Source organism: Xylanimonas protaetiae, assembly GCF_004135385.1.
GTDB lineage: Bacteria > Actinomycetota > Actinomycetes > Actinomycetales > Cellulomonadaceae > Xylanimonas > Xylanimonas protaetiae.
In genome coordinates, this window is sequence record NZ_CP035493.1 from 2922978 (window position 1) to 2941004 (window position 18027).

General features: G+C 73.0%; 18 protein-coding genes and 1 tRNA gene. 10 read left to right on the forward strand and 9 right to left on the reverse strand.

The genetic code is table 11. The annotated features are described in order from the left end of the window. Both ET471_RS13515 and ET471_RS13520 read right to left on the reverse strand, forming a co-directional pair. Window positions 1-420 carry a hypothetical protein gene (locus ET471_RS13515; RefSeq protein WP_129189138.1) on the reverse strand — a complete coding sequence of 140 codons (420 nt, stop codon included), beginning with the start codon at window positions 418-420 and terminating at the stop codon, window positions 1-3. 91 nt (window positions 421-511) lie between these two features. After that, window positions 512-1237 (reverse strand): helix-turn-helix domain-containing protein, encoded by a 726-nt coding sequence (locus tag ET471_RS13520; RefSeq protein WP_165350495.1) that lies wholly within the window; start codon window positions 1235-1237, stop codon window positions 512-514. Window positions 1238-1400: 163 nt separating this feature from the next. Between ET471_RS13520 and ET471_RS13525 the strand changes: the two genes are divergently transcribed. After that, window positions 1401-2345, forward strand: a complete 945-nt coding sequence (locus ET471_RS13525; RefSeq protein ID WP_129191006.1) for a site-specific tyrosine recombinase XerD — start codon at window positions 1401-1403, stop codon at window positions 2343-2345. 26 nt (window positions 2346-2371) lie between these two features. On the opposite strand, the gene ET471_RS18060 is transcribed toward ET471_RS13525, so the two are convergent. Beyond that, on the reverse strand, window positions 2372-2524 hold the full coding sequence (locus tag ET471_RS18060) for a hypothetical protein (protein WP_165350496.1): 153 nt from the start codon (window positions 2522-2524) through the stop codon (window positions 2372-2374). A 174-nt stretch (window positions 2525-2698) separates the two neighbouring features. On the opposite strand from ET471_RS18060, the gene ET471_RS13530 reads away from it, so the two are divergent. The 9 genes from ET471_RS13530 (at window position 2699) to ET471_RS13570 (ending at window position 13142) form a co-directional block, all read left to right on the forward strand. Next, window positions 2699-3574, forward strand: coding sequence for a ParA family protein (locus ET471_RS13530; protein ID WP_129191008.1), 876 nt, complete (start codon window positions 2699-2701; stop codon window positions 3572-3574). Between the two features lie 11 nt (window positions 3575-3585). Next, window positions 3586-4458: a segregation and condensation protein A gene (locus tag ET471_RS13535; protein ID WP_129189142.1), complete on the forward strand. Its 873-nt coding sequence runs from the start codon at window positions 3586-3588 to the stop codon at window positions 4456-4458. Further along, window positions 4455-5114, forward strand: coding sequence for an SMC-Scp complex subunit ScpB (scpB, locus tag ET471_RS13540; protein WP_129189144.1), 660 nt, complete (start codon window positions 4455-4457; stop codon window positions 5112-5114). The genes ET471_RS13535 and scpB overlap by 4 nt, the downstream gene beginning before the upstream one ends. Window positions 5115-5610: 496 nt before the next feature. After that, a complete protein-coding gene (locus tag ET471_RS18995) occupies window positions 5611-6342 on the forward strand; it encodes a pseudouridine synthase (protein WP_129189146.1) in 732 nt (243 codons plus the stop codon). A gap of 23 nt (window positions 6343-6365) precedes the next feature. Further along, entirely contained in the window at window positions 6366-8537 is a 2172-nt protein-coding gene (gene der / locus ET471_RS13550) for a bifunctional cytidylate kinase/GTPase Der (protein WP_129189148.1), read from the forward strand. A 176-nt stretch (window positions 8538-8713) separates the two neighbouring features. After that, window positions 8714-9946 (forward strand): MFS transporter, encoded by a 1233-nt coding sequence (locus tag ET471_RS13555; protein WP_242496294.1) that lies wholly within the window; start codon window positions 8714-8716, stop codon window positions 9944-9946. Between the two features lie 133 nt (window positions 9947-10079). Continuing rightward, window positions 10080-10153, forward strand: a tRNA-Pro gene (locus ET471_RS13560). A 699-nt stretch (window positions 10154-10852) separates the two neighbouring features. Next, entirely contained in the window at window positions 10853-12484 is a 1632-nt protein-coding gene (locus ET471_RS13565; RefSeq protein WP_129186106.1) for an IS1634 family transposase, read from the forward strand. Between the two features lie 58 nt (window positions 12485-12542). Then, window positions 12543-13142 (forward strand): group I intron-associated PD-(D/E)XK endonuclease, encoded by a 600-nt coding sequence (locus tag ET471_RS13570; RefSeq protein WP_129189152.1) that lies wholly within the window; start codon window positions 12543-12545, stop codon window positions 13140-13142. 16 nt (window positions 13143-13158) lie between these two features. On the opposite strand, the gene ET471_RS18065 is transcribed toward ET471_RS13570, so the two are convergent. The 6 genes from ET471_RS18065 to ET471_RS13595 form a co-directional block, all read right to left on the reverse strand. After that, window positions 13159-13710: a P-loop nucleotide/nucleoside kinase family protein gene (locus tag ET471_RS18065; protein WP_165350497.1), complete on the reverse strand. Its 552-nt coding sequence runs from the start codon at window positions 13708-13710 to the stop codon at window positions 13159-13161. Window positions 13711-13888: 178 nt separating this feature from the next. Further along, window positions 13889-14104, reverse strand: coding sequence for a hypothetical protein (locus ET471_RS18070; protein ID WP_165350498.1), 216 nt, complete (start codon window positions 14102-14104; stop codon window positions 13889-13891). A gap of 310 nt (window positions 14105-14414) precedes the next feature. Further along, window positions 14415-15062, reverse strand: coding sequence for a helix-turn-helix transcriptional regulator (locus ET471_RS18075; protein WP_165350499.1), 648 nt, complete (start codon window positions 15060-15062; stop codon window positions 14415-14417). Window positions 15063-15487: 425 nt separating this feature from the next. Further along, window positions 15488-16243 (reverse strand): ABC transporter permease, encoded by a 756-nt coding sequence (locus ET471_RS13585; protein ID WP_207207270.1) that lies wholly within the window; start codon window positions 16241-16243, stop codon window positions 15488-15490. A 50-nt stretch (window positions 16244-16293) separates the two neighbouring features. After that, a complete protein-coding gene (locus tag ET471_RS13590; RefSeq protein WP_129189159.1) occupies window positions 16294-17292 on the reverse strand; it encodes a sensor histidine kinase in 999 nt (332 codons plus the stop codon). Beyond that, window positions 17292-17981, reverse strand: coding sequence for a response regulator transcription factor (locus ET471_RS13595; RefSeq protein WP_129189161.1), 690 nt, complete (start codon window positions 17979-17981; stop codon window positions 17292-17294). The genes ET471_RS13590 and ET471_RS13595 overlap by 1 nt, the downstream gene beginning before the upstream one ends. Between the last annotated feature and the right edge of the window lie 46 nt (window positions 17982-18027).

The following is an 18027-nucleotide window of genomic DNA, read 5'->3' on the forward strand; positions in this document are numbered from 1 at the left end:
TCAGCACTCGAACCTGGTGTCGCGACCGTCGGGGTGCAGGTCGCACCCGCTCGGGGGCCTCATCTGCGTCCAGGTCGGCGGGGGCTCCGACGCCGCGGGCCGGTGGTACACGAGAGTGCGCCCGTCGCGGAGCACGATGTACGCCCTCCCCGGGGTGAGCTTCATGAGACGCGCCTCCACCCGGCCGCGCGACGCCGTCCCCGTGAGGGTCACGTCGCGGCCGGTGTCCCCGGACGCGGGCGCGAACCCGCCGATGGCCCCGGCGCCCACGACGAGCCCCAGCACGAGCGTCCATCCCCGGCCCGTGCGCCGGTCCGGTGCGTGCGCTCCGCGCCAGGGCGCCGCGGTCGCGCCGCGGCCCGGGACGACGACCTCGCGCTCCAGGCCGGGGCCCCCGATGTCGAACTGGATCGTCGTCATGACCTGCCTCCCCGTCCGGCGGACCCGTGGGTCCGAGGTGCGCGAGCTGCTCGAGCCGTTCGGGGAGTGAGAGGCGGCCCGGCCCGGGGCGTCACGGGTGCGGGTCGCTCAGCGGAACGCCGTCGCGCGGTCCGGCGGCGTCCACGCGCGCGGCCGCGGCCAGGGTCGCCCGGACCAGCGCGTCGAGCGGCGAGCGGTCGGCCGGGACCGTGACCCCCAGCACGCCGCCGTGGACGAGCGGCACCGCGACGCACCGGCGGCCCGGGGTGTGCGCCTCGTCGTCGACGAACGCGCCCCGGTCCGCCGAGGCGTGCAGGCGGGCGCGGAGCCCGCGACCCGCGCGCGTGCGCGCGACGCGCTCCGCGAGCTCCGGTCGCCGGGACAGGACGCACTGCCCGATCGCGGTGAGCGCGATGGTCGACAGGCTCGTCGGCGCGGGCCACTCCCGCAGGGCCTGGAGCCGCATCGCGGGGTCGGTGACCACGAGCTCCGGCTGCTCGTCGACCCGGTCGGCGTGGGCCGTGAACCAGGCGATGCCGCCGAGCTGCGCGTGCAGCGCCGTCAGGGCGTCGTGCACGGGGGCGAGCGCCTCCGGGGAGGCGTGGGGCCGGCCGAGGCGCTGGAGCCGCGTGCCCACCTGGTAGCCCCACGGCGTGCGGGTCAGCGCGCCGCTCTCGACGAGCTGCTCGGCGATGCGGCGCACGGTCGGCTTCGGCAGCCCCGTCAGCAGGGTCAGGTCGGCGAGGCTCGCGACGGCGCGCGAGCTCGCCGCGGCGAGGATCTCGACCACGCGGCTGACCACGGAGCGGTCGTCCACACCTCTCACCTCCTGCTCACCGCTCGCCTGAAGGGAGCGAGCACGGCGTGGCCTTGTGACCGGCTCCCGCGCGTCGCGTCATCATGACCGCGTGAGCAGCAGCGTCGCCCCGACCCACGAGCCTGCCCGCCTCGTCGCGGGGCCCCGTGGGGCGCCCGGGGTCATCGTCAGCGGGCCCCTGGAGGTGGCCCTCGACGACTACCTGGCGCACCTGCGCGTCGAGCGCGGCCTGTCCGCCAACACCACGGCCGCGTACCGTCGCGACCTCGCCCGCTACCTGCGGCACCTCGACCGCCTCGGGCGCACGTCCCTCGGCGCGGTCGGCGAGGACGACGTCACCGGGTTCGTGGCCGCGGTCCGCGACGGGTCCGACGGCGGTGCGCGGCTCTCGGCGTCGTCGACCGCGCGGGCGCTCGCCGCCGTGCGGGGCTGGCACAGGTTCGCGCAGGCCGAGGGCCTCTCCCTCCAGGACCCGGCGGCCGAGGTGCGCGCGCCCACCCAGCTGCGGCGGCTCCCGCACGCCCTGAGCGTCGACGCCGTCACGCGGCTGCTGGAGTGCGCGGGCGTCGGCGACGGGCCCGTGCCGCTGCGCGACCGCGCGCTGCTCGAGCTCCTGTACTCGACCGGCGGTCGCATCAGCGAGGTCGTCGGCCTCGACGTCGACGCGCTCGGCTGGCTCGGCGCCGAGGGCGACGACGTCCCCGCCGTCGTGCGGCTGCACGGCAAGGGGGACAAGGAGCGGATCGTCCCCGTCGGGTCGTACGCGCGGTCCGCGCTCGACGCCTACCTGGTGCGGGCGCGACCGGCGCTCGCGGCCGCCGGCTCCGGTACGCCCGCGCTCTTCCTCAACACGCGCGGGCGGCCGCTGTCACGGCAGTCGGCGTGGGCGGTGCTCCAGGCCGCGTCGTCGCGGGCCGGGCTCGAGAACGTCTCGCCGCACACCCTGCGGCACTCCTTCGCCACCCACCTGCTGCAGGGCGGCGCGGACGTGCGCGTCGTCCAGGAGCTCCTCGGCCACGCCTCGGTGACGACGACGCAGATCTACACGATGGTCACCCCGGACACGCTGCGCGAGGTCTACGCGGCCACGCACCCCCGGGCGCTGTAGCCCGGAGCCGAGCGGCGGCGGGCGGGTCAGCGCTCGGCACCGAGCGCCGTCAGGAACGGCAGTGCGACCGGGACCGCGGCCGCGAGCACGAGGAGCACCACGATCGTGCCGACCGCCCACCGGAGCTCTCGTCCGCGCGCTGCGCCACGCGCCCTGCCACGCCGTCTCGCCGTCGCCATGAGCGCACGCTACCAACGCGGCGTCCCGCGGGGCAGCGCGCGCAGGGCGGGGCGGAGCGCGACGGGGCGCCCGGGGATGGTGCACTGTCGGCGGCGCGCCGGGCGGGCCTGCGGGCGGCGCGAACGGGCTGGGGTAGCGTGACCGACGTGAGCGATGCACCGGGGAACGACACGCTGTTCGCACCTGCCGCCACCGTGAGCACGGAGGAGGCACGTGACGCCGTCGGGCGTGCACTTCCCTTCTTCCCAGATCCTGCGCCTCTGGCGCAGCACGGCCCTGCCCGCATCATCGCGATGTGCAACCAGAAGGGCGGCGTCGGCAAGACGACGACCACCATCAACCTGGGCGCGGCGCTGGCCGAGTACGGGCGCCGCGTGCTCCTTGTGGACTTCGACCCGCAGGGCGCCGCGTCGGTGGGCGTGGGCGTCAACCCGCACGAGCTCGACCTGTCGGTCTACAACCTGCTGATGGACCGCACCGTGCAGGCCACCGACGTGATCCTGCCGACGGCCATCGAGAACCTCGACGTGCTGCCCGCGAACATCGACCTGTCGGCGGCCGAGGTGCAGCTCGTCGGCGAGGTGGCCCGCGAGTCGGTGCTCGCCCGTGGCCTGCGGCCGATCCTCGACCAGTACGACGTCATCCTCGTGGACTGCCAGCCGTCGCTCGGCCTGCTCGCCGTCAACGCGCTCACCGCCGCGCACGGCGTGCTGATCCCGCTCGAGTGCGAGTTCTTCGCGCTGCGCGGCGTCGCGCTGCTCGTCGAGACCATCGAGAAGGTGCGCGACCGCCTCAACCCCGGGCTCGAGATCGACGGCATCCTGCCGACCATGTACGACTCGCGCACCCTGCACTCGCGCGAGGTCGTCGCCCGCGTCCACGAGGCGTTCGGCAACACGCTGCTGCACACCGTCATCGGGCGCACCGTGAAGTTCCCCGACGCGTCCGTGGCCGCCGAGCCCATCACCGCGTACGCCCCGAACCACCCGGGCGCGCTGGCCTACCGGCAGCTGGCCCGCGAGCTCGTGGCGCGCGGGGACGCCCGCTGACCGAGGCGGACGTGCAGCGGAGGTCGGGGGCCGACGACGAAGGCACGCGGCCGGAGCAGAACCACGGCCTCGGTCAGCGATCGCCCCGTAGGCCCTTCGAGGTCCACCTCGACAACTTCACCGGGCCGTTCGACCTGCTGCTGAGCCTCATCGCCAAGCACGAGCTCGACGTCACCGAGGTGGCGCTCGCCGCCGTCACCGACGAGTTCGTCGCCTACACGCGCGACCACCCCGAGTGGGACCTCGACACGGCGTCCGAGTTCCTCGTCATCGCCGCGACCCTCCTGGACCTCAAGGCCGCGCGCCTGCTGCCCGGCCTCGTCGAGGAGGACCTCGAGGACCTCGAGCTGCTCGAGGCGCGCGACCTGCTCTTCGCCCGGCTGCTCCAGTACCGGGCGTACAAGCAGGTCTCCGCCGTCATGGCCGAGCGCATGGCCACCGAGGGGCGGCGTGTCGCGCGGTCCGTGCCGCTCGAGCCGCAGCAGGCCGCCCTGCTGCCCGAGCTCGTCTGGACGCTCACGGGGGAGCGGCTCGCCGAGCTCGCCGCCCGCGCGCTCACGCCCAAGGCGCCGCCCGTCGTGTCCCTGACCCACCTCCACGCCCCGGCCGTGTCCGTGCGCGAGCAGGCCGCGATCGTCGTCGGACGGCTCCGGCGCGAGCACACCGTGACCTTCCGGTCGCTGGCCGCGGGGGAGGAGCGGCTCGTCGTCGTCGCCCGGTTCCTCGCGCTGCTCGAGCTGTTCCGCAACGGGTTGGTCGGTTTCGAGCAGGCGGTCGCGCTCGGCGAGCTCACCGTCCGGTGGACCGGGTCCGACCGCGACGACGCGGACGTGGGCACACGGTTCGAGGAGTTCGACGGCGTGAACGAGGAGGTCGTGGGATGAGCGACGACGGCAACGCTCCGACGGTCCAGCCCGACCCGACGCCAGAGGCCGGCGCCGGGTCCGCCGGCGACGATGCCTTCGACGTCGACACCCTGCCCGGGGGCGTGCTCGCCGCCCTCGAGGCGGTGCTCATGGTCGCGGACGCGCCCGTCGGCGTCGAGCGCCTCGCCGCGATCGTCGCGCTGCCCGTCGTCGACGTCGCCGAGCACCTCGCGGCGCTCGCGGCCGAGTACCGCGGCGACGACGGCGGTCGGCCGCGCGGGTTCGAGCTCCGCGAGGGCGCTCAGGGGTGGCGGATCTACTCCGCGCCGGCGCACGCCGACGTCGTCGCGCGGCTCGTCCTCGAAGGTCAGAGCGCGCGGCTCAGCCAGGCTGCGTTGGAGACTCTGGCCGTGATCGCGTACCGTCAACCGGTCACGCGCGGGCAGGTGTCCGCAGTGCGCGGCGTGAACGTCGACGGTGTGGTGCGGACCTTGCTGGCCCGCGGCCTGGTCGCGGAGGTCGGTCAGGACCCCCTCGGCGGCGCCGTCCTGTTCGGCACCACGGGCGAGTTCCTCGACCGGATGGGCTGGACCAGCCTCGACGAGCTTCCGCCGATCGCACCACATCTGCCCGGGATCGACGCCCTGAGCGCGCTGACGGACGACAACGGCTGAGAGAATCCACCCCATGAGCCCCACCCCTTCGCGCCGCGGCGCATCTGGCCGCGACGGATCTGGACGCCCTGGCGGCGGCCGTAGCTCCTCCGGCCGCGACGGCGCGCCCCGCGGCGGCGGTCGCGGACCCTCGAGCGGCGGCGCCTCCGGCCGCGGCGGCTCCGGCGGCGAGTCGGGCGGGTACGGCCGCGGTGGCGCAGGTCGCGGTGCTGCGGGCGGTTCCGGCCGTGGCGGTGCCGGCGGCGGCTCGGGTCGAGGCGGCGCGGGCGGCGGCTCGGGTCGCAGCGCGGGCGATGGCTCGGCGTCCGGTGGCTACGGGCGTGGGGGCGCGTCCGGTGGCCCCGGTCGCGGCGGTGCCGGTGGAGGTCACGGTGCGAGCGGCTACAACCGCCCCGACGGCCCGGGCGCGTCCCGCGGCACGGTCGGCGGCGGCGCCCCGCGCCGTCGCCCGCAGCAGCCGCAGCGGCGCCCCGCGCAGCCGCCCGTCGACGTGCACGTGCCCGACGGCGTCCGCCTCCAGAAGGTGCTCGCCGACGCCGGGTACGGCTCGCGCCGCAAGGCCGAGCAGCTCATCGAGGAGGGCCGCGTGAGCGTCGACGGGCACATCGTCGTCGAGCTCGGCGTGCGCGTCGACCCCGAGAAGAGCGTCATCCACGTGGACGGCATGCGGGTGCTGCTCGACACGAGCAAGATCACCGTGGCCGTGAACAAGCCCGCCGGCGTCATCTCCGCGATGAGCGACGCGCAGGGCCGCCCCACGCTCGCCGACCTGGTGCGCAACCGCGAGGAGCGCCTCTTCCACGTCGGCCGCCTGGACCTCGACTCCGAGGGCCTCATCCTCCTGACCAACGACGGCGAGCTCGGCAACCGCCTCGCGCACCCCAAGTACGAGGTGCCCAAGACCTACCTCGTGACCGCCGGCGGCGGCGAGGTGTACCCGCGCATCGTGCGGCAGCTGCTCGAGGGCGTGGACCTCGAGGACGGCCCCGCCCGCATGGACAAGGTCAAGGTCGTGCAGGCGCTCGGCGACGTCACCATGGTCGAGGTCGTGCTGCACGACGGCCGCAACCGCATCGTCCGCCGCATGTTCGACGCCGTCGAGCGTCCCGTCGAGCGCCTCGTGCGCACCAAGATCGGCCCCATCGCGCTGGGCGACCAGCGTCCCGGCACCAACCGGGTGCTGAGCCGGACCGAGGTCGGCAGCCTCATGGCCGCCGTCGACCTGTGACCCATCCGAAAGAGAGCAAAGACGTGATTGTCATCGCCATCGACGGGCCGTCAGGTTCCGGCAAGTCCAGCGTCTCCAAGGAGGTGGCGCGCCGCCTCGGCCTCGCGTACCTCGACACGGGGGCCATGTACCGCGCGGCGACGCTGTGGGCGCAGCAGGAGGTCGGCGACCTGACCGACCAGGCCGCCGTCGCCGACGCCGTCGCCGAGATGCCGATCGCCGTCGGCCTCGACCCGGACGAGCCGGTCTTCGAGCTCGACGACGTCGACGTCTCCGAGACGATCCGCTCGACCTCGGTGTCGACCGAGGTGTCGAAGGTCGCGACGAACCTCGACGTGCGCGCGATCCTGCGCGGGATGCAGCGCGAGATCATCGAGGCCGCCTCCGGGGAGGACGGCGAAGGCATCGTCGCGGAGGGCCGCGACATCACCACCGTCGTCGCCCCCGACGCCGACGTGCGCATCCTGCTCACCGCATCGGAGGAGGCGCGCCTGCGCCGTCGCGCGCTCGACGTGCACGGCGAGGCCGACGCCGCCGCCGTCGAGGCCACCAAGGACCAGGTGCTGCGCCGCGACCGCGACGACTCCACGGTGATGGAGTTCCAGGTGGCCGCCGACGGCGTCGTCACCGTCGACTCCTCCGACCTGGACTTCGAGCAGACCGTCGCGGCCGTGCTGGCCGTCGTCGAGCAGGTGACGGCCGGTCAGGCCGACGTCGAGGAGGACATCGAGTTCCTCGCCCCCGGCGAGGGCGACGTCGAGGACGAGGAGGCGCGCGAGCGCGCGCTGCGCGCCGGGCTCGCGGAGTTCGACCTCGACGACGACGACGTGGCGCTGCTGGACGGCGAGTGGGCCGACGAGGACCTCGCCCCCGGCGAGAAGGCCAAGCCCGTGCTGGCCATCATCGGCCGCCCCAACGTGGGCAAGTCGACGCTGGTCAACCGCGTGATCGGCCGCCGCGAGGCCGTCGTCGAGGACAAGCCGGGCGTGACCCGCGACCGCGTGACCTACCCGGCCGAGTGGGCCGGGCGCGACTTCAACGTCGTCGACACGGGCGGCTGGGAGGTCGACGTCGCCGGCATCGAGTCGAAGGTCGCCGAGCAGGCGGAGGTCGCGATCGCGCTGGCCGACGCCGTGCTGTTCGTCGTCGACGCGACCGTCGGCGCGACCGCGACGGACGAGCGCGTCGTCGAGCTGCTGCGGCGCTCGGGCAAGCCGGTCGTGCTCGCGGCCAACAAGGTGGACGGGCCGTCGGGCGAGGCCGACGCCGCCTACCTGTGGGCGCTCGGCCTGGGCGAGCCGCACCCGATCTCGGCGCTGCACGGGCGCGGTGTGGGCGACCTGCTTGACGCCGCCATGGCCGTGCTGCCGACAGAGTCCGCGCACGGCGAGGTGCGCCCGACCGGGCCGCGCCGCGTCGCGCTCGTGGGGCGCCCGAACGTGGGCAAGTCGTCGCTGCTCAACAAGGTGGCGGGCGCCGAGCGCGTCGTCGTCGACGAGCTGGCCGGCACGACCCGCGACCCGGTCGACGAGCTCATCGAGATCAAGGGCGTGCCCTACTGGTTCGTGGACACGGCCGGCATCCGCCGCCGCGTGCACCAGACGTCGGGTGCGGACTTCTACGCGTCGCTGCGCACCGCCGCCGCGATCGAGAAGGCCGAGGTGGCCGTCGTGCTGCTCGACGCCTCCGAGCCGCTGACCGAGCAGGACACGCGCGTGCTCCAGCAGGTGGTCGACTCCGGGCGCGCCCTCGTCATCGCCTACAACAAGTGGGACCTCATGGACGAGGACCGCCGTCCGTACCTGGAGCGCGAGATCGAGAAGGAGCTCGTGCAGCTCACGTGGGCGCCGCGCGTCAACGTCTCGGCCCGCACGGGCTGGCACACCGACCGCCTCACCGGGGCGATCGAGCGGTCGCTCGAGTCGTGGGACACGCGCATCCCCACGGGCAAGCTCAACGCGTTCCTCGGCGAGCTCGTGGCCGCGCACCCGCACCCGCTGCGCGGTGGGAAGCAGCCGCGCATCCTGTTCGCGACGCAGGCGTCCACGCGGCCGCCGCGCTTCGTGATCTTCGCGTCCGGGTTCCTCGAGGCGGGGTACCGCCGCTTCATCGAGCGCCGTCTGCGCGAGACCTTCGGGTTCGAGGGGACGCCGATCGAGATCTCGGTACGCGTGCGGGAGAAGCGCAAGCGCTGACGGCCGTCACCGGCCCCGTCGTCCGGCACCCGCGGGTCGCGTGGCCCAGAGCTCTGGGCGCGCGACCCGCGCAGGACGACGGGGCGTCGTGACGAAGAGAACAGCGCGTCATCTTGTGCGCGCCGCCCCCTCGGGCGCATGGTGTGGTCATGCCACACAGAGGTCCGACCACAGCCATGTCCGCGACCGGTCGCCTCTGGTGGCCCGTCGCCGCGGTCATGTTCGCCGTGGCCTGGGGTGGCAACGAGTTCACGCCCCTGCTCGTGATGTACCGCGAGCGCGGGCTCGGCACCGTCACCGTCGACGCGCTGCTCGGCGCCTACGTGCTCGGCATCGTGCCCGCGCTGCTGCTCGGCGGGCCGCTCTCCGACCGGTTCGGGCGCCGGCCGCTGCTGCTGCCCGCCGCGCCGGTCGCCGCGCTCGGGTCCCTCGTGCTGTCCCTCGGCGCCGACATGCCCTGGGTGCTCGGCGCCGGTCGTGTGCTCTCCGGCGTCGCGCTGGGCCTCGTCATGGCCGTGGGCACCACCTGGGTGACGGAGCTCGCCGTCCGTGGCGGCGACTCCGCCGCCGGGGCCCGCCGGGCGTCGCTCGCGCTCACCGCGGGGTTCCTCGTGGGCGCCGGCGTCGCGTCCACGCTCGCGCAGTGGGGACCCTGGCCGCACCACCTCACCTACGTCGTCCATGCGGTGCTCGCCGTCGGGTCGGCGCTGTGGGTGCTGCGCGTGCCCGAGACCGTCCCGCACGCCGGAGTGCGCGTCTCGCGACTGCGGGACGACCTCCGGTTCCCCGCGGTCTCGCACCGGCGGTTCCTCCGCGTGGTCCTGCCGACCGCCCCGTGGGTGTTCGGGTGCGCGGGGGCTGCCTATGCGGTGCTTCCGTCGCTGCTCGCCGACCACGCGGGCACCGTCCCCGTCGCGTTCGCCGGGCTCATGACCGTGCTCACGCTCGGCTGCGGCATCGGCATCCAGGTGGTCGCGCGGCGCATCGACACCCACCGGTCCGCCCGGGCGTCCGTCGTCGCGATGGTGCTCATCGTCGTCGGGATGGGGCTCGGGGCGCTGGCCGCGTTCACGCTCTCGCTCGCCGCCGGGCTCGTGGCCGCGGCGGTGCTCGGCGTCGGGTACGGCCTCGCGCTCGTCGCGGGGCTCAGCGAGGTGGCCCGCATCGCGCAGCCGCGGCAGCTCGCCGGGCTGACGGCCGTGTACTACTCGATCGCCTACCTGGGCTTCTTCGTGCCGATGGCGCTGGCCTGGCTCGCGCGGACGTGGAGCTACGGGCAGATGTTCGGGGCCGGGACGCTGCTGGCGTCGGTGTGCCTGGGCGTCGTGGCGACGGCGTGGAAGGCGCACCTGCCGGTGCGGATGCTCGCACCCGACCGGGTCCTTGCGACGTCGTCCGAAGCGTCGTAACAGCGCGCCCGGGACGGCCTGAAGAGTCCGCCGTGGCGCGCAGCGCGACGATGGCGCGGTGGTCGGGACGGCGGCTGATCTGGGGTAGTATTCCTGTCGGCCCTCCGGGGCTGGAGCTCTTCCGGGAGTTCCTCGGGCTGTGGCGCAGCTTGGTAGCGCACCTGACTGGGGGTCAGGGGGTCGCAGGTTCAAATCCTGTCAGCCCGACGTTTGTGATGTCTCAGGACATCGAGGACGGTCGAACCTGCAGAAATGTAGGTTCGGCCGTTTCTCATTTCCGGTAGGTGCGTTGGCCGCTAACCCCGGAACCTCGCCGGGTGTCAGTGGCCATCCCTAGCCTCAGGCCATGTCGCCAACGCGTAGCTACACGGACAGCGCTCTGGCTCTCGCCGTGGCCTCGTCGTCAGGGTGGCGCGGCGTCCTGCGTGAGCTCAACCTTGCGGGGACGTCCTCTGCGGCGATGCGATCGGTGCGCTCCTATGCCGACTCGCTGGGACTGGACTACAGCCACTTCAGGGGGCAGCGCCGCTGGACCTCCGAGGATCTCCAAGCCGCCATCGTTCGGGCTACGACATGGATAGAGGTCACGGAACTCCTGGGGCTGGGTGCCACCGCAGGGCCCACGCTGAAAGGACACGCACTGCGGCTAGGGATCGATGCATCGCATCTCTCGCCGGTGCGCTCTGCCGCGTCAACGGTGGGGCCATTCCCGCGTCTTTCGAACCTGAACCGAGCAGGTTCGACGCTCGCGGCAGGCTGGTTCGAACTGTGCGGTTGGAGCGTCTCGTGGCCACCTGACTTCGGTCAGGTTCTCCACAGCCCGCGATCCGCAGTTCTCTGACCTGCGGTGATGGTCGTGGCTCTGTGGGTTAGTGTCCTCCTGGAGGCACTAAGTACGCTGCCGGGGTGGTGTGGGTTCGGCGGGTGAGGACGGCGTCGGGTGCGACGGCGGTCCAGATCGTCGAGTCCGTGAACGGGCGGCGGCGGATCGTGCGGCATGTCGGGTCGGCGCATGACGAGGTCGCGCTCGGCCTGTTGATGGATGAGGCGGCCGATCTGATCAAGGGTGACCAGCAGTTGGAGCTCGACCTTGGCCTGCAGGCCGTGTCGAGGTACGCCCCGTTGATTCCCGTCCCGCAGCCGCCGGCCCTGTTCGGGCAGACGCCCTCCCGTGCGCGTGGGTGGATGCCCGCGCCCCTGCTGCGGCGCTCGTTCTCCCGGATCCTGTACGACGCGATCGGGGGCGTGTTCGACGAGCTCGGTTTCGACATCGTCGGCGACGACACCTTCCGCGACCTGGTGATCGCGCGGATCGTGGAGCCGACCTCGCTGCTCGACGTCGACCGGGTCCTGTCCGACCTGGGCCGGGTCGCCGCGTCGCTGTCCACGCGGAAGCGGACGTTGAAGCGGGCGCAGGACGGCCGGTACCGGGACCTGATCGCGAAGGCGTGCTTCACGTTCGCGCAGGCCAGCGATGATGTGTCCCTCGTGCTGTATGACGTGACCACGCTCTACTTCGAAGCGGAGAAGGAAGACGACCTGCGCAAGGTCGGCTACTCCAAAGAACGTCGCGTCGACCCGCAGATCGTCGTCGGCCTCCTCGTAGACAGGACCGGGTTCCCCCTCGAGATCGGCTGCTTCGAGGGGAACAAGGCCGAAACGCTCACGATCCTGCCCGTCATCAAGTCCTTCCAAGCCAGGCACGGCATCGAGGGCATGGTCATCGTCGCGGACGCCGGCATGCTCTCCGGTGCGAACCTGCGCGAGCTCGACGACGCCGGGTTCTCCTTCATCGTCGGCTCCCGCCAGACCACCGCGCCCCTCGACCTGGCCTCGCACTACCGGTGGCACGGCACCGTGTTCACCGACGGGCAGATGATCGACACGATCACCCCCAAGCACCGCGGCGCGACGCCCGTCAATGACGTCAACGTCAAGGCCGAGCCCGTGTGGACGAAGACCGGGACCCCGGCGTCATGGCGGGCCGTGTGGGCCTACTCCGCGAAGAGGTTCGCGAGAGACAACCGGACCCTGACCGCGCAGGAGGACCGCGCCCGATCAGTCATCGACGGTGACAAGCCCGCCCGCGCCACCCGGTTCGTCAAGACCACCGGAACCGCCCGCACCCTCGACGAGACCGCCCTGGCCAGGGCGCGGAAGGTCGCCGGCCTCAAGGGCTACGTCACGAACATCCCCGCCACGGTCATGGCCCCAGGCGAGGTCATCTCCAGCTACCACGATCTGTGGCACGTCGAGCAGTCCTTCCGGATGTCGAAGACAGACCTGCAGGCCAGACCCTTCTTCGCGAGGACACGCGACGCGATCGAAGCCCACCTCACCATCGTCTTCACCGCGCTGGCCGTCTCCCGCACGATCCAGGACCGCACCGGACTGTCCATCCGGAAAGTCCTGCGCGAGCTACGACCACTGCGCTCCGCGACCATCGAGATCAACGGCGTCATCCGCGACGCCGAACCCGCCATCCCCGCCGACAAGCAGGCCATCCTCGACGCGATCAGGAAGCCCGCAAGGCACTAAGGCTCTTGACCCAAGTCAGGTCAACCTTGCGGGGACGTCCTCTGCGGCGATGCGATCGGTGCGCTCCTATGCCGACTCGCTGGGACTGGACTACAGCCACTTCAGGGGGCAGCGCCGCTGGACCTCCGAGGATCTCCAAGCCGCCATCGTTCGGGCTACGACATGGATAGAGGTCACGGAACTCCTGGGGCTGGGTGCCACCGCAGGGCCCACGCTGAAAGGACACGCACTGCGGCTAGGGATCGATGCATCGCATCTCTCGCCGGTGCGCTCTGCCGCGTCAACGGTGGGGCCATTCCCGCGTCTTTCGAACCTGAACCGAGCAGGTTCGACGCTCGCGGCAGGCTGGTTCGAACTGTGCGGTTGGAGCGTCTCGTGGCCACTCGAACCGTGTCGCTACGATCTCGTGGTCGACTCGGGCGTGAAGGTCCGACGCGTCCAGGTCAAGACGACCACGACGAGAGACGGAGGGTCGTGGAAGGTCTACCTCTCGTCTGCCCAAAGGGAGCGCCGAGCGTACTCCCCCGACGAGATCGATGACTTCTTCGTCATTGACGGGGACCTGAACTACTACCTCATCCCCCTGGAGGCCGTGGGCGGGTTGCTGGCGGTTCACCTGAGCTCATACGGGCAGTTCCGTCTTCCGCAAGCGCCGTGATGTCGGCCGCGCCGAGTCAGGCGTCCGACGGCAGCGGCTCCGGCAGGTGTGCGAGCAGTGCTGCCAGCAGCTTGTCGTGGGGGAGCGTTGCGTCGAGGAACGTCTCGAACCTCGGGTCGCTCAGGGCAGGCGTGTACCGCGCGAGCCGTTCAAGGGCCCAGTGGAGGAGGTCGCCGTGCCCCTCGTGTCCCGGCTCTCGCCGCGAGACGAGCCGCCGGGTGACCTCGTCCGGCGGCGCGGTCAGGCAGAAGTGGTGCACGTCGATGCCCCGTGCCCGCAGGCCGCCGACGATCTGCTCGAAGTAGGCCGGGTCGAGCACCGTCATCGGCACGATCATGGGGCGGCCGAGCTCGGCGTGGAACCCCGCCAGCGCGATGACCACGAGCTCACGCCACAGCGAGAAGTCCTGGAAGTCCGCGACGCCGAGCCCGTGGGGCTTGCTCCACTCCATGAGCATCGTCCCGACGTGCTCGGGGTCGACGACGACGGCGTCGGGCCATCGCTCGGCGAGGTGCGCTGCGAGGGTCGTCTTGCCGACGCCGAAGGTCCCGTTGATCCAGACCAGCATGGTCGGCCAGTGTGCCAGAACGCCTGGCCGGGTGAAGCGCAGAGCATGTGGGTGGCGGACGTCGACGCCGTGCATGTGCTCGCGCTCGAGGCGGGCGGGCGGGCAGGCGGTCGGGAGCCGAGGGACTCGCCCGACGGGAGGCTGCGGTACGGGTGGGTGCTGGACCCGGAGGGAACGGTCAGATGTGGCGGCGGAACGACTCGGCGGCCCGCGCCGCGGCGGCGATGTCGTGGATGGCGTGCTCCATGTCCGAGGCTCGCTCGTCGTCGCCCAGGGCGGCGAACGCGCGGACACACTGCCGTGCATGCTCCGCCGCGTCGGCGTAGCGCCCTTCGGTGAATGCGACCAGGGTTGCGATATGGTGCTCGGCCAGCGTCTGCTCAGGGTCGGTCATCGCGTCTCCACGCTGGGGGTCATCGCTCGCAGTGTCTCGACGCCGTCGGGGTGGTGGTGGCGCCAGGTCTCGTCCCGCTGCGTCGTCTCATGAAGGGCTCCGTCCGTCGGTGCCGGCCCGCTGCTCGGCGGCTCTGATCGGACGGTGGCATGCGCACCTCGGCCCGTTCAACGAGCAGGTCGCGTCGAGCGGGTCAGCGCTCGGAAGAGTCCCCAGGTCATCGCCGGGCTCCGCGTGGAGATGACGGATGTCCTTCATGGCACGGGCCGGGGCGGGGTGCTGGCGCGTGCCGAACGAGGCCTAGTGACGCTCAGCGGGGTGGCGCCTCGCCCGTCCAGCCGAGGCGGGTCGCCTCGACGGCGAGCGCGGCGCGCGTCGGCGCGTCGAACCGCTCGCGGAGGCGGACGATGGTCCGTTCGACGGTGCTGACCGAGACGCGGAGACCCGCGGCGATCGCCTTGACCGGGACGTCGCGGATCACGGCACGCAGCACACGCTCCTCGCGCTCCGTCAGGGGTGCCCACGCCGTGGACAGGTCACTCGACTGCGCCCACGCCAGCTCGAACTGCATGAGCAGCGCCTGGACGATCCCCTCCGAACAGATGAGCCTCGCGTCGCCTGCCTTCCCCGTCCCCGCCCGCCCCTCGGCGACGAGGGCGACACTCCGGTCGTAGACCACGTAACGCACCGTGCCGGTCAGCCCGGACCGGACCTGCGCCCCGTGCTTCTCGGCGTGCCGCGCGTAGGCGAGGATCCAGGACGGCTCGTGCGCGGCTCGGGGCATCAGGCTCCGCGTCGTGACGCCGCGCTGCAGCATCGCCATGTCGAAGGCCAGCGACCCTTCCAGCTCGGCGCGCGACGGCACGTACGGCAGCACGGAGACGGCCGACTCTTGGACGACCGCGCCCATCGCCGTGAGCGCAGCGACGATCTGGTCGACGCCGTACAGCCGAACCACGCCGTCCGACGGGGAGATCTCGGCATCCGGGGCCACGGCGGCGCACGCCGCCTGCCATAGTGGGCGAGCCCGTTCCGACCCTCCAGGAGCCTCCATGCCCGCACTTCTGCTCGCCATCGCACTGGCCACCTCACCAGGCGTCTCATGTGACGTCTCGACGAGCGTACTTGCGGACTCCACGCCGTCCTGCGTCCACTGCTGGAACCCGAACGTGTCGGAGCTGCCGGCTCGCTGAGAGGCGGCGCGGTCACGACCACCATGGCGACACCGCGACGACCGTGGCCGCGGGATCCGGCCGCGGGCGACCCCGTCGTGGCCACCTCCGGGGCGCGGTCCGCTCCGTACGCCGAGCATCCGGGCTCTGCCCCGAAGGCGCCACGACGGCCGCTCGGGATCCGAGGTGCTCACCACCAGCGCCTCCGACGCTAGGGTGCCGGCGGCTGCGGGCGTGTCCTGACGGGTGCCAGGGCGTGGAGCAGGAGGACGGCGGTCACGGATCCCGCGGCGAGGATCGCGGCGAGCACGACGATCTGGAACCGGCCCGCCTCCAGCGGGGAGGCGCCGCCGAAGATGGCACCGACGAACGCGCCGGGGAGGGTGACCAGACCCGTGGTGCGGGTCTGGTCGATCGCGGGGACGAGCGCCTCGCCTGCGGCCTCGCGGGCGATCGCGGCGGTCGCCTGTCGCGGCGCTGCCCCGAGGGCGAGCCAGCCCTCGACCTCGGGCCACCGGGCCTGCGTGGTGGCGAGGAGCCGGCGGCCGGCGAGCGTCGCCGTGGTCATCGACCCGCCGATCACGATGCCGCCCAGGGCGAGGACGTACCGCGGTGTGGGGTCGACCGCCCCGGTCGTGAACGCGGCGCCGAGGGCGAGCAGGACGCCCGCCGCCATGGCTGCGGCCACCAGGCCGAGGCGCCTCCAGGTGAAGCCGAGGCGGCGGGCGACCGTCGTGGCGGCGACGGCGAACATGACGGCGACGGCGGCGCCGACCCAGCGCGCCTCGCCGATGACGCCGCGCAGCACGAGGCTGATGGCCGCGAGCTGGACGGCGCCGCGGAGCACGGCCCACCCGGGCGCCCATCGTCGTGGGACGCGTGCCGCGGCGAGGACGGTGACGGTGATCACGACGAGGACGAGCACCCCGGCCGCGGTGCGCAGCAGCGTCTCGGACATGGGGGACATCGTGGCTGCCTCGGGTCTGCGGATCAGGGCGGTTGGCGTCTGGCGGCGGGTCAGGCCGCGGGAAGGGTCACCACGATCGTCGTGCCGCGCTCGGAGGTCTCGGCCACGGTGACGGTCCCGCCGTTGCGGACCGTGAGGTCGCGGACGAGGGCGAGGCCGATGCCGAACCCCGAGCGTCGTGCGCCGCCGTGCGCGGGAGGGTCGGCGTGGGCGAACCGGTCGAAGACCCGTTCCGGGTCGATGCCGCGGATCCCGGCGCCGTGGTCGGTGACGGCGAGCCGTGCCCGGGTGCCGTCGGTCGTCAGGCGGACGACCACGCGGGTGTGGTCGGGGGAGTGGTTGACGGCGTTGTCGACGAGGGCCGTGACGCACCGGCGGACGCTCACCTCGGGCATGCTCACGGGGACGGCGGGGTCGTGCTCGACGTCGATGGTGATCGCGCGCTCCGCCGCCAGGGGGCGCAGGGAGTCCACTGCCGCTTCCGCGGCGGCGACGGCATCGGTCGGCGTCGCCGGGGCTGCCGGGGTCGTCTCGGCGGCGAGGAGCAGGTCGTTGACGAGGTCGACGAGCACGCGCGAGTCGGTGCGCAGCTCCCGGATGCCGTCTCCCAGGGGTGTGCCCGGTTCGCTGCGGCGTTGCAGGAGCTGGATGCGCGCGTCGAGCGCGGCGAGCGGGGTGCGCAGCTCGTGGCTCGCGTCGGCGACGAACGTGCGCTGGATGCGCAGGGCGTCGCCGAGCGGCCGGACGGCCCGCCGGGCGACGACCCGGCTGACCGCGCCGGCGGCCGCGACGGCCCCCGCGCCGATCACGACGAGGGCGGCGACGAGCTCGCGGGAGTCGACGTAGATCCGCTGCTGGCCCGGTGGGACGGGCTCGAGGAGCTCGCTCGGGCGGGACTGCAGGACGATCACCACGACCGCGACCCCCACGATCACCAGCGCCAGCAGCCCCGCGGCCGCCGTGATCTGGACGTTCACGGTCCGTGCCGCGCGTCGGACGGCGGCGGCGTCGCTGTCGACGACCCCGCCGCCGGTCTGCGTCCGGCGCATCACAGGCTCCCCAGGCGGTAGCCCTCGCCCCGGACCGTGACGATCACGGCGGGTTCCAGCTTGCGGCGCACGTAGTGCACGTACGCGTCGACCGCCCCGCTCTGCCCCGCTCCGCCGAGGATCGCGGCGGCGATCCGCGTGCGCGAGAAGGTGCGGCGCGGGTTGGCGGCGAGCAGGCGCAGCAGGTCGTTCTCCTTGGGCGTGAGCACGACCGGCGCGTCGTACGGGGAGTAGATGCAGCGGCTGTCGGGGTAGTAGTCCCAGGTGCCGATCCTCACGGCGCCGTCGTCGTCGCCGAACGTCCGGCGCAGGGCCCGCAGGCGTGCCAGCAGCTCGTCGAACTCGAAGGGCTTGGTCAGGTAGTCGTTGGCGCCGGCGTCCAGGCCGTCGACCTTGTCCGGGACCGTGCCGAGCGCCGTCAGCAGGAGGATCGGCGTCGCGACGCGGGCTCGTCGCACGCCCCGCACGAGCTCGACGCCGTCGAGGCCGGGAAGGCGCCGGTCGACGACCATCACGTCGAAGACGCCGCGCACCGCCCGGTCCAGGCCGGCGACCCCGTCGGTGCACAGCGTGACGTCGTACGTCTCCGCCAGGTACTCGGCGATCACCGGGCCGAGCCGGGCGTCGTCCTCGACCAGCAGCAGCCGGGGCAGCTCGCCTCGTTCGTCGAGGACACCTCCGTCGGACATGCCTCTACGATCGCGCCTCGCGGCCAAGAATCGGTGAAGGTGTCTC

Excerpts from the sequence above, each read along its gene's own strand:
- ET471_RS13515 (WP_129189138.1), bottom strand. The coding sequence starts at position 420 with ATGACGACGATCCAGTTCGACATCGGGGGCCCCGGCCTGGAGCGCGAG.
- ET471_RS18060 (WP_165350496.1), bottom strand. The coding sequence starts at position 2,524 with ATGGCGACGGCGAGACGGCGTGGCAGGGCGCGTGGCGCAGCGCGCGGA.
- scpB (WP_129189144.1), top strand. The coding sequence starts at position 4,455 with ATGAGCGACGACGGCAACGCTCCGACGGTCCAGCCCGACCCGACGCCA.
- ET471_RS13555 (WP_242496294.1), top strand. The coding sequence starts at position 8,714 with ATGTCCGCGACCGGTCGCCTCTGGTGGCCCGTCGCCGCGGTCATGTTC.
- ET471_RS18065 (WP_165350497.1), bottom strand. The coding sequence starts at position 13,710 with ATGCTGGTCTGGATCAACGGGACCTTCGGCGTCGGCAAGACGACCCTC.
- ET471_RS18070 (WP_165350498.1), bottom strand. The coding sequence starts at position 14,104 with ATGACCGACCCTGAGCAGACGCTGGCCGAGCACCATATCGCAACCCTG.
- ET471_RS13585 (WP_207207270.1), bottom strand. The coding sequence starts at position 16,243 with ATGTCCCCCATGTCCGAGACGCTGCTGCGCACCGCGGCCGGGGTGCTC.
- ET471_RS13590 (WP_129189159.1), bottom strand. The coding sequence starts at position 17,292 with ATGCGCCGGACGCAGACCGGCGGCGGGGTCGTCGACAGCGACGCCGCC.
- ET471_RS13595 (WP_129189161.1), bottom strand. The coding sequence starts at position 17,981 with ATGTCCGACGGAGGTGTCCTCGACGAACGAGGCGAGCTGCCCCGGCTG.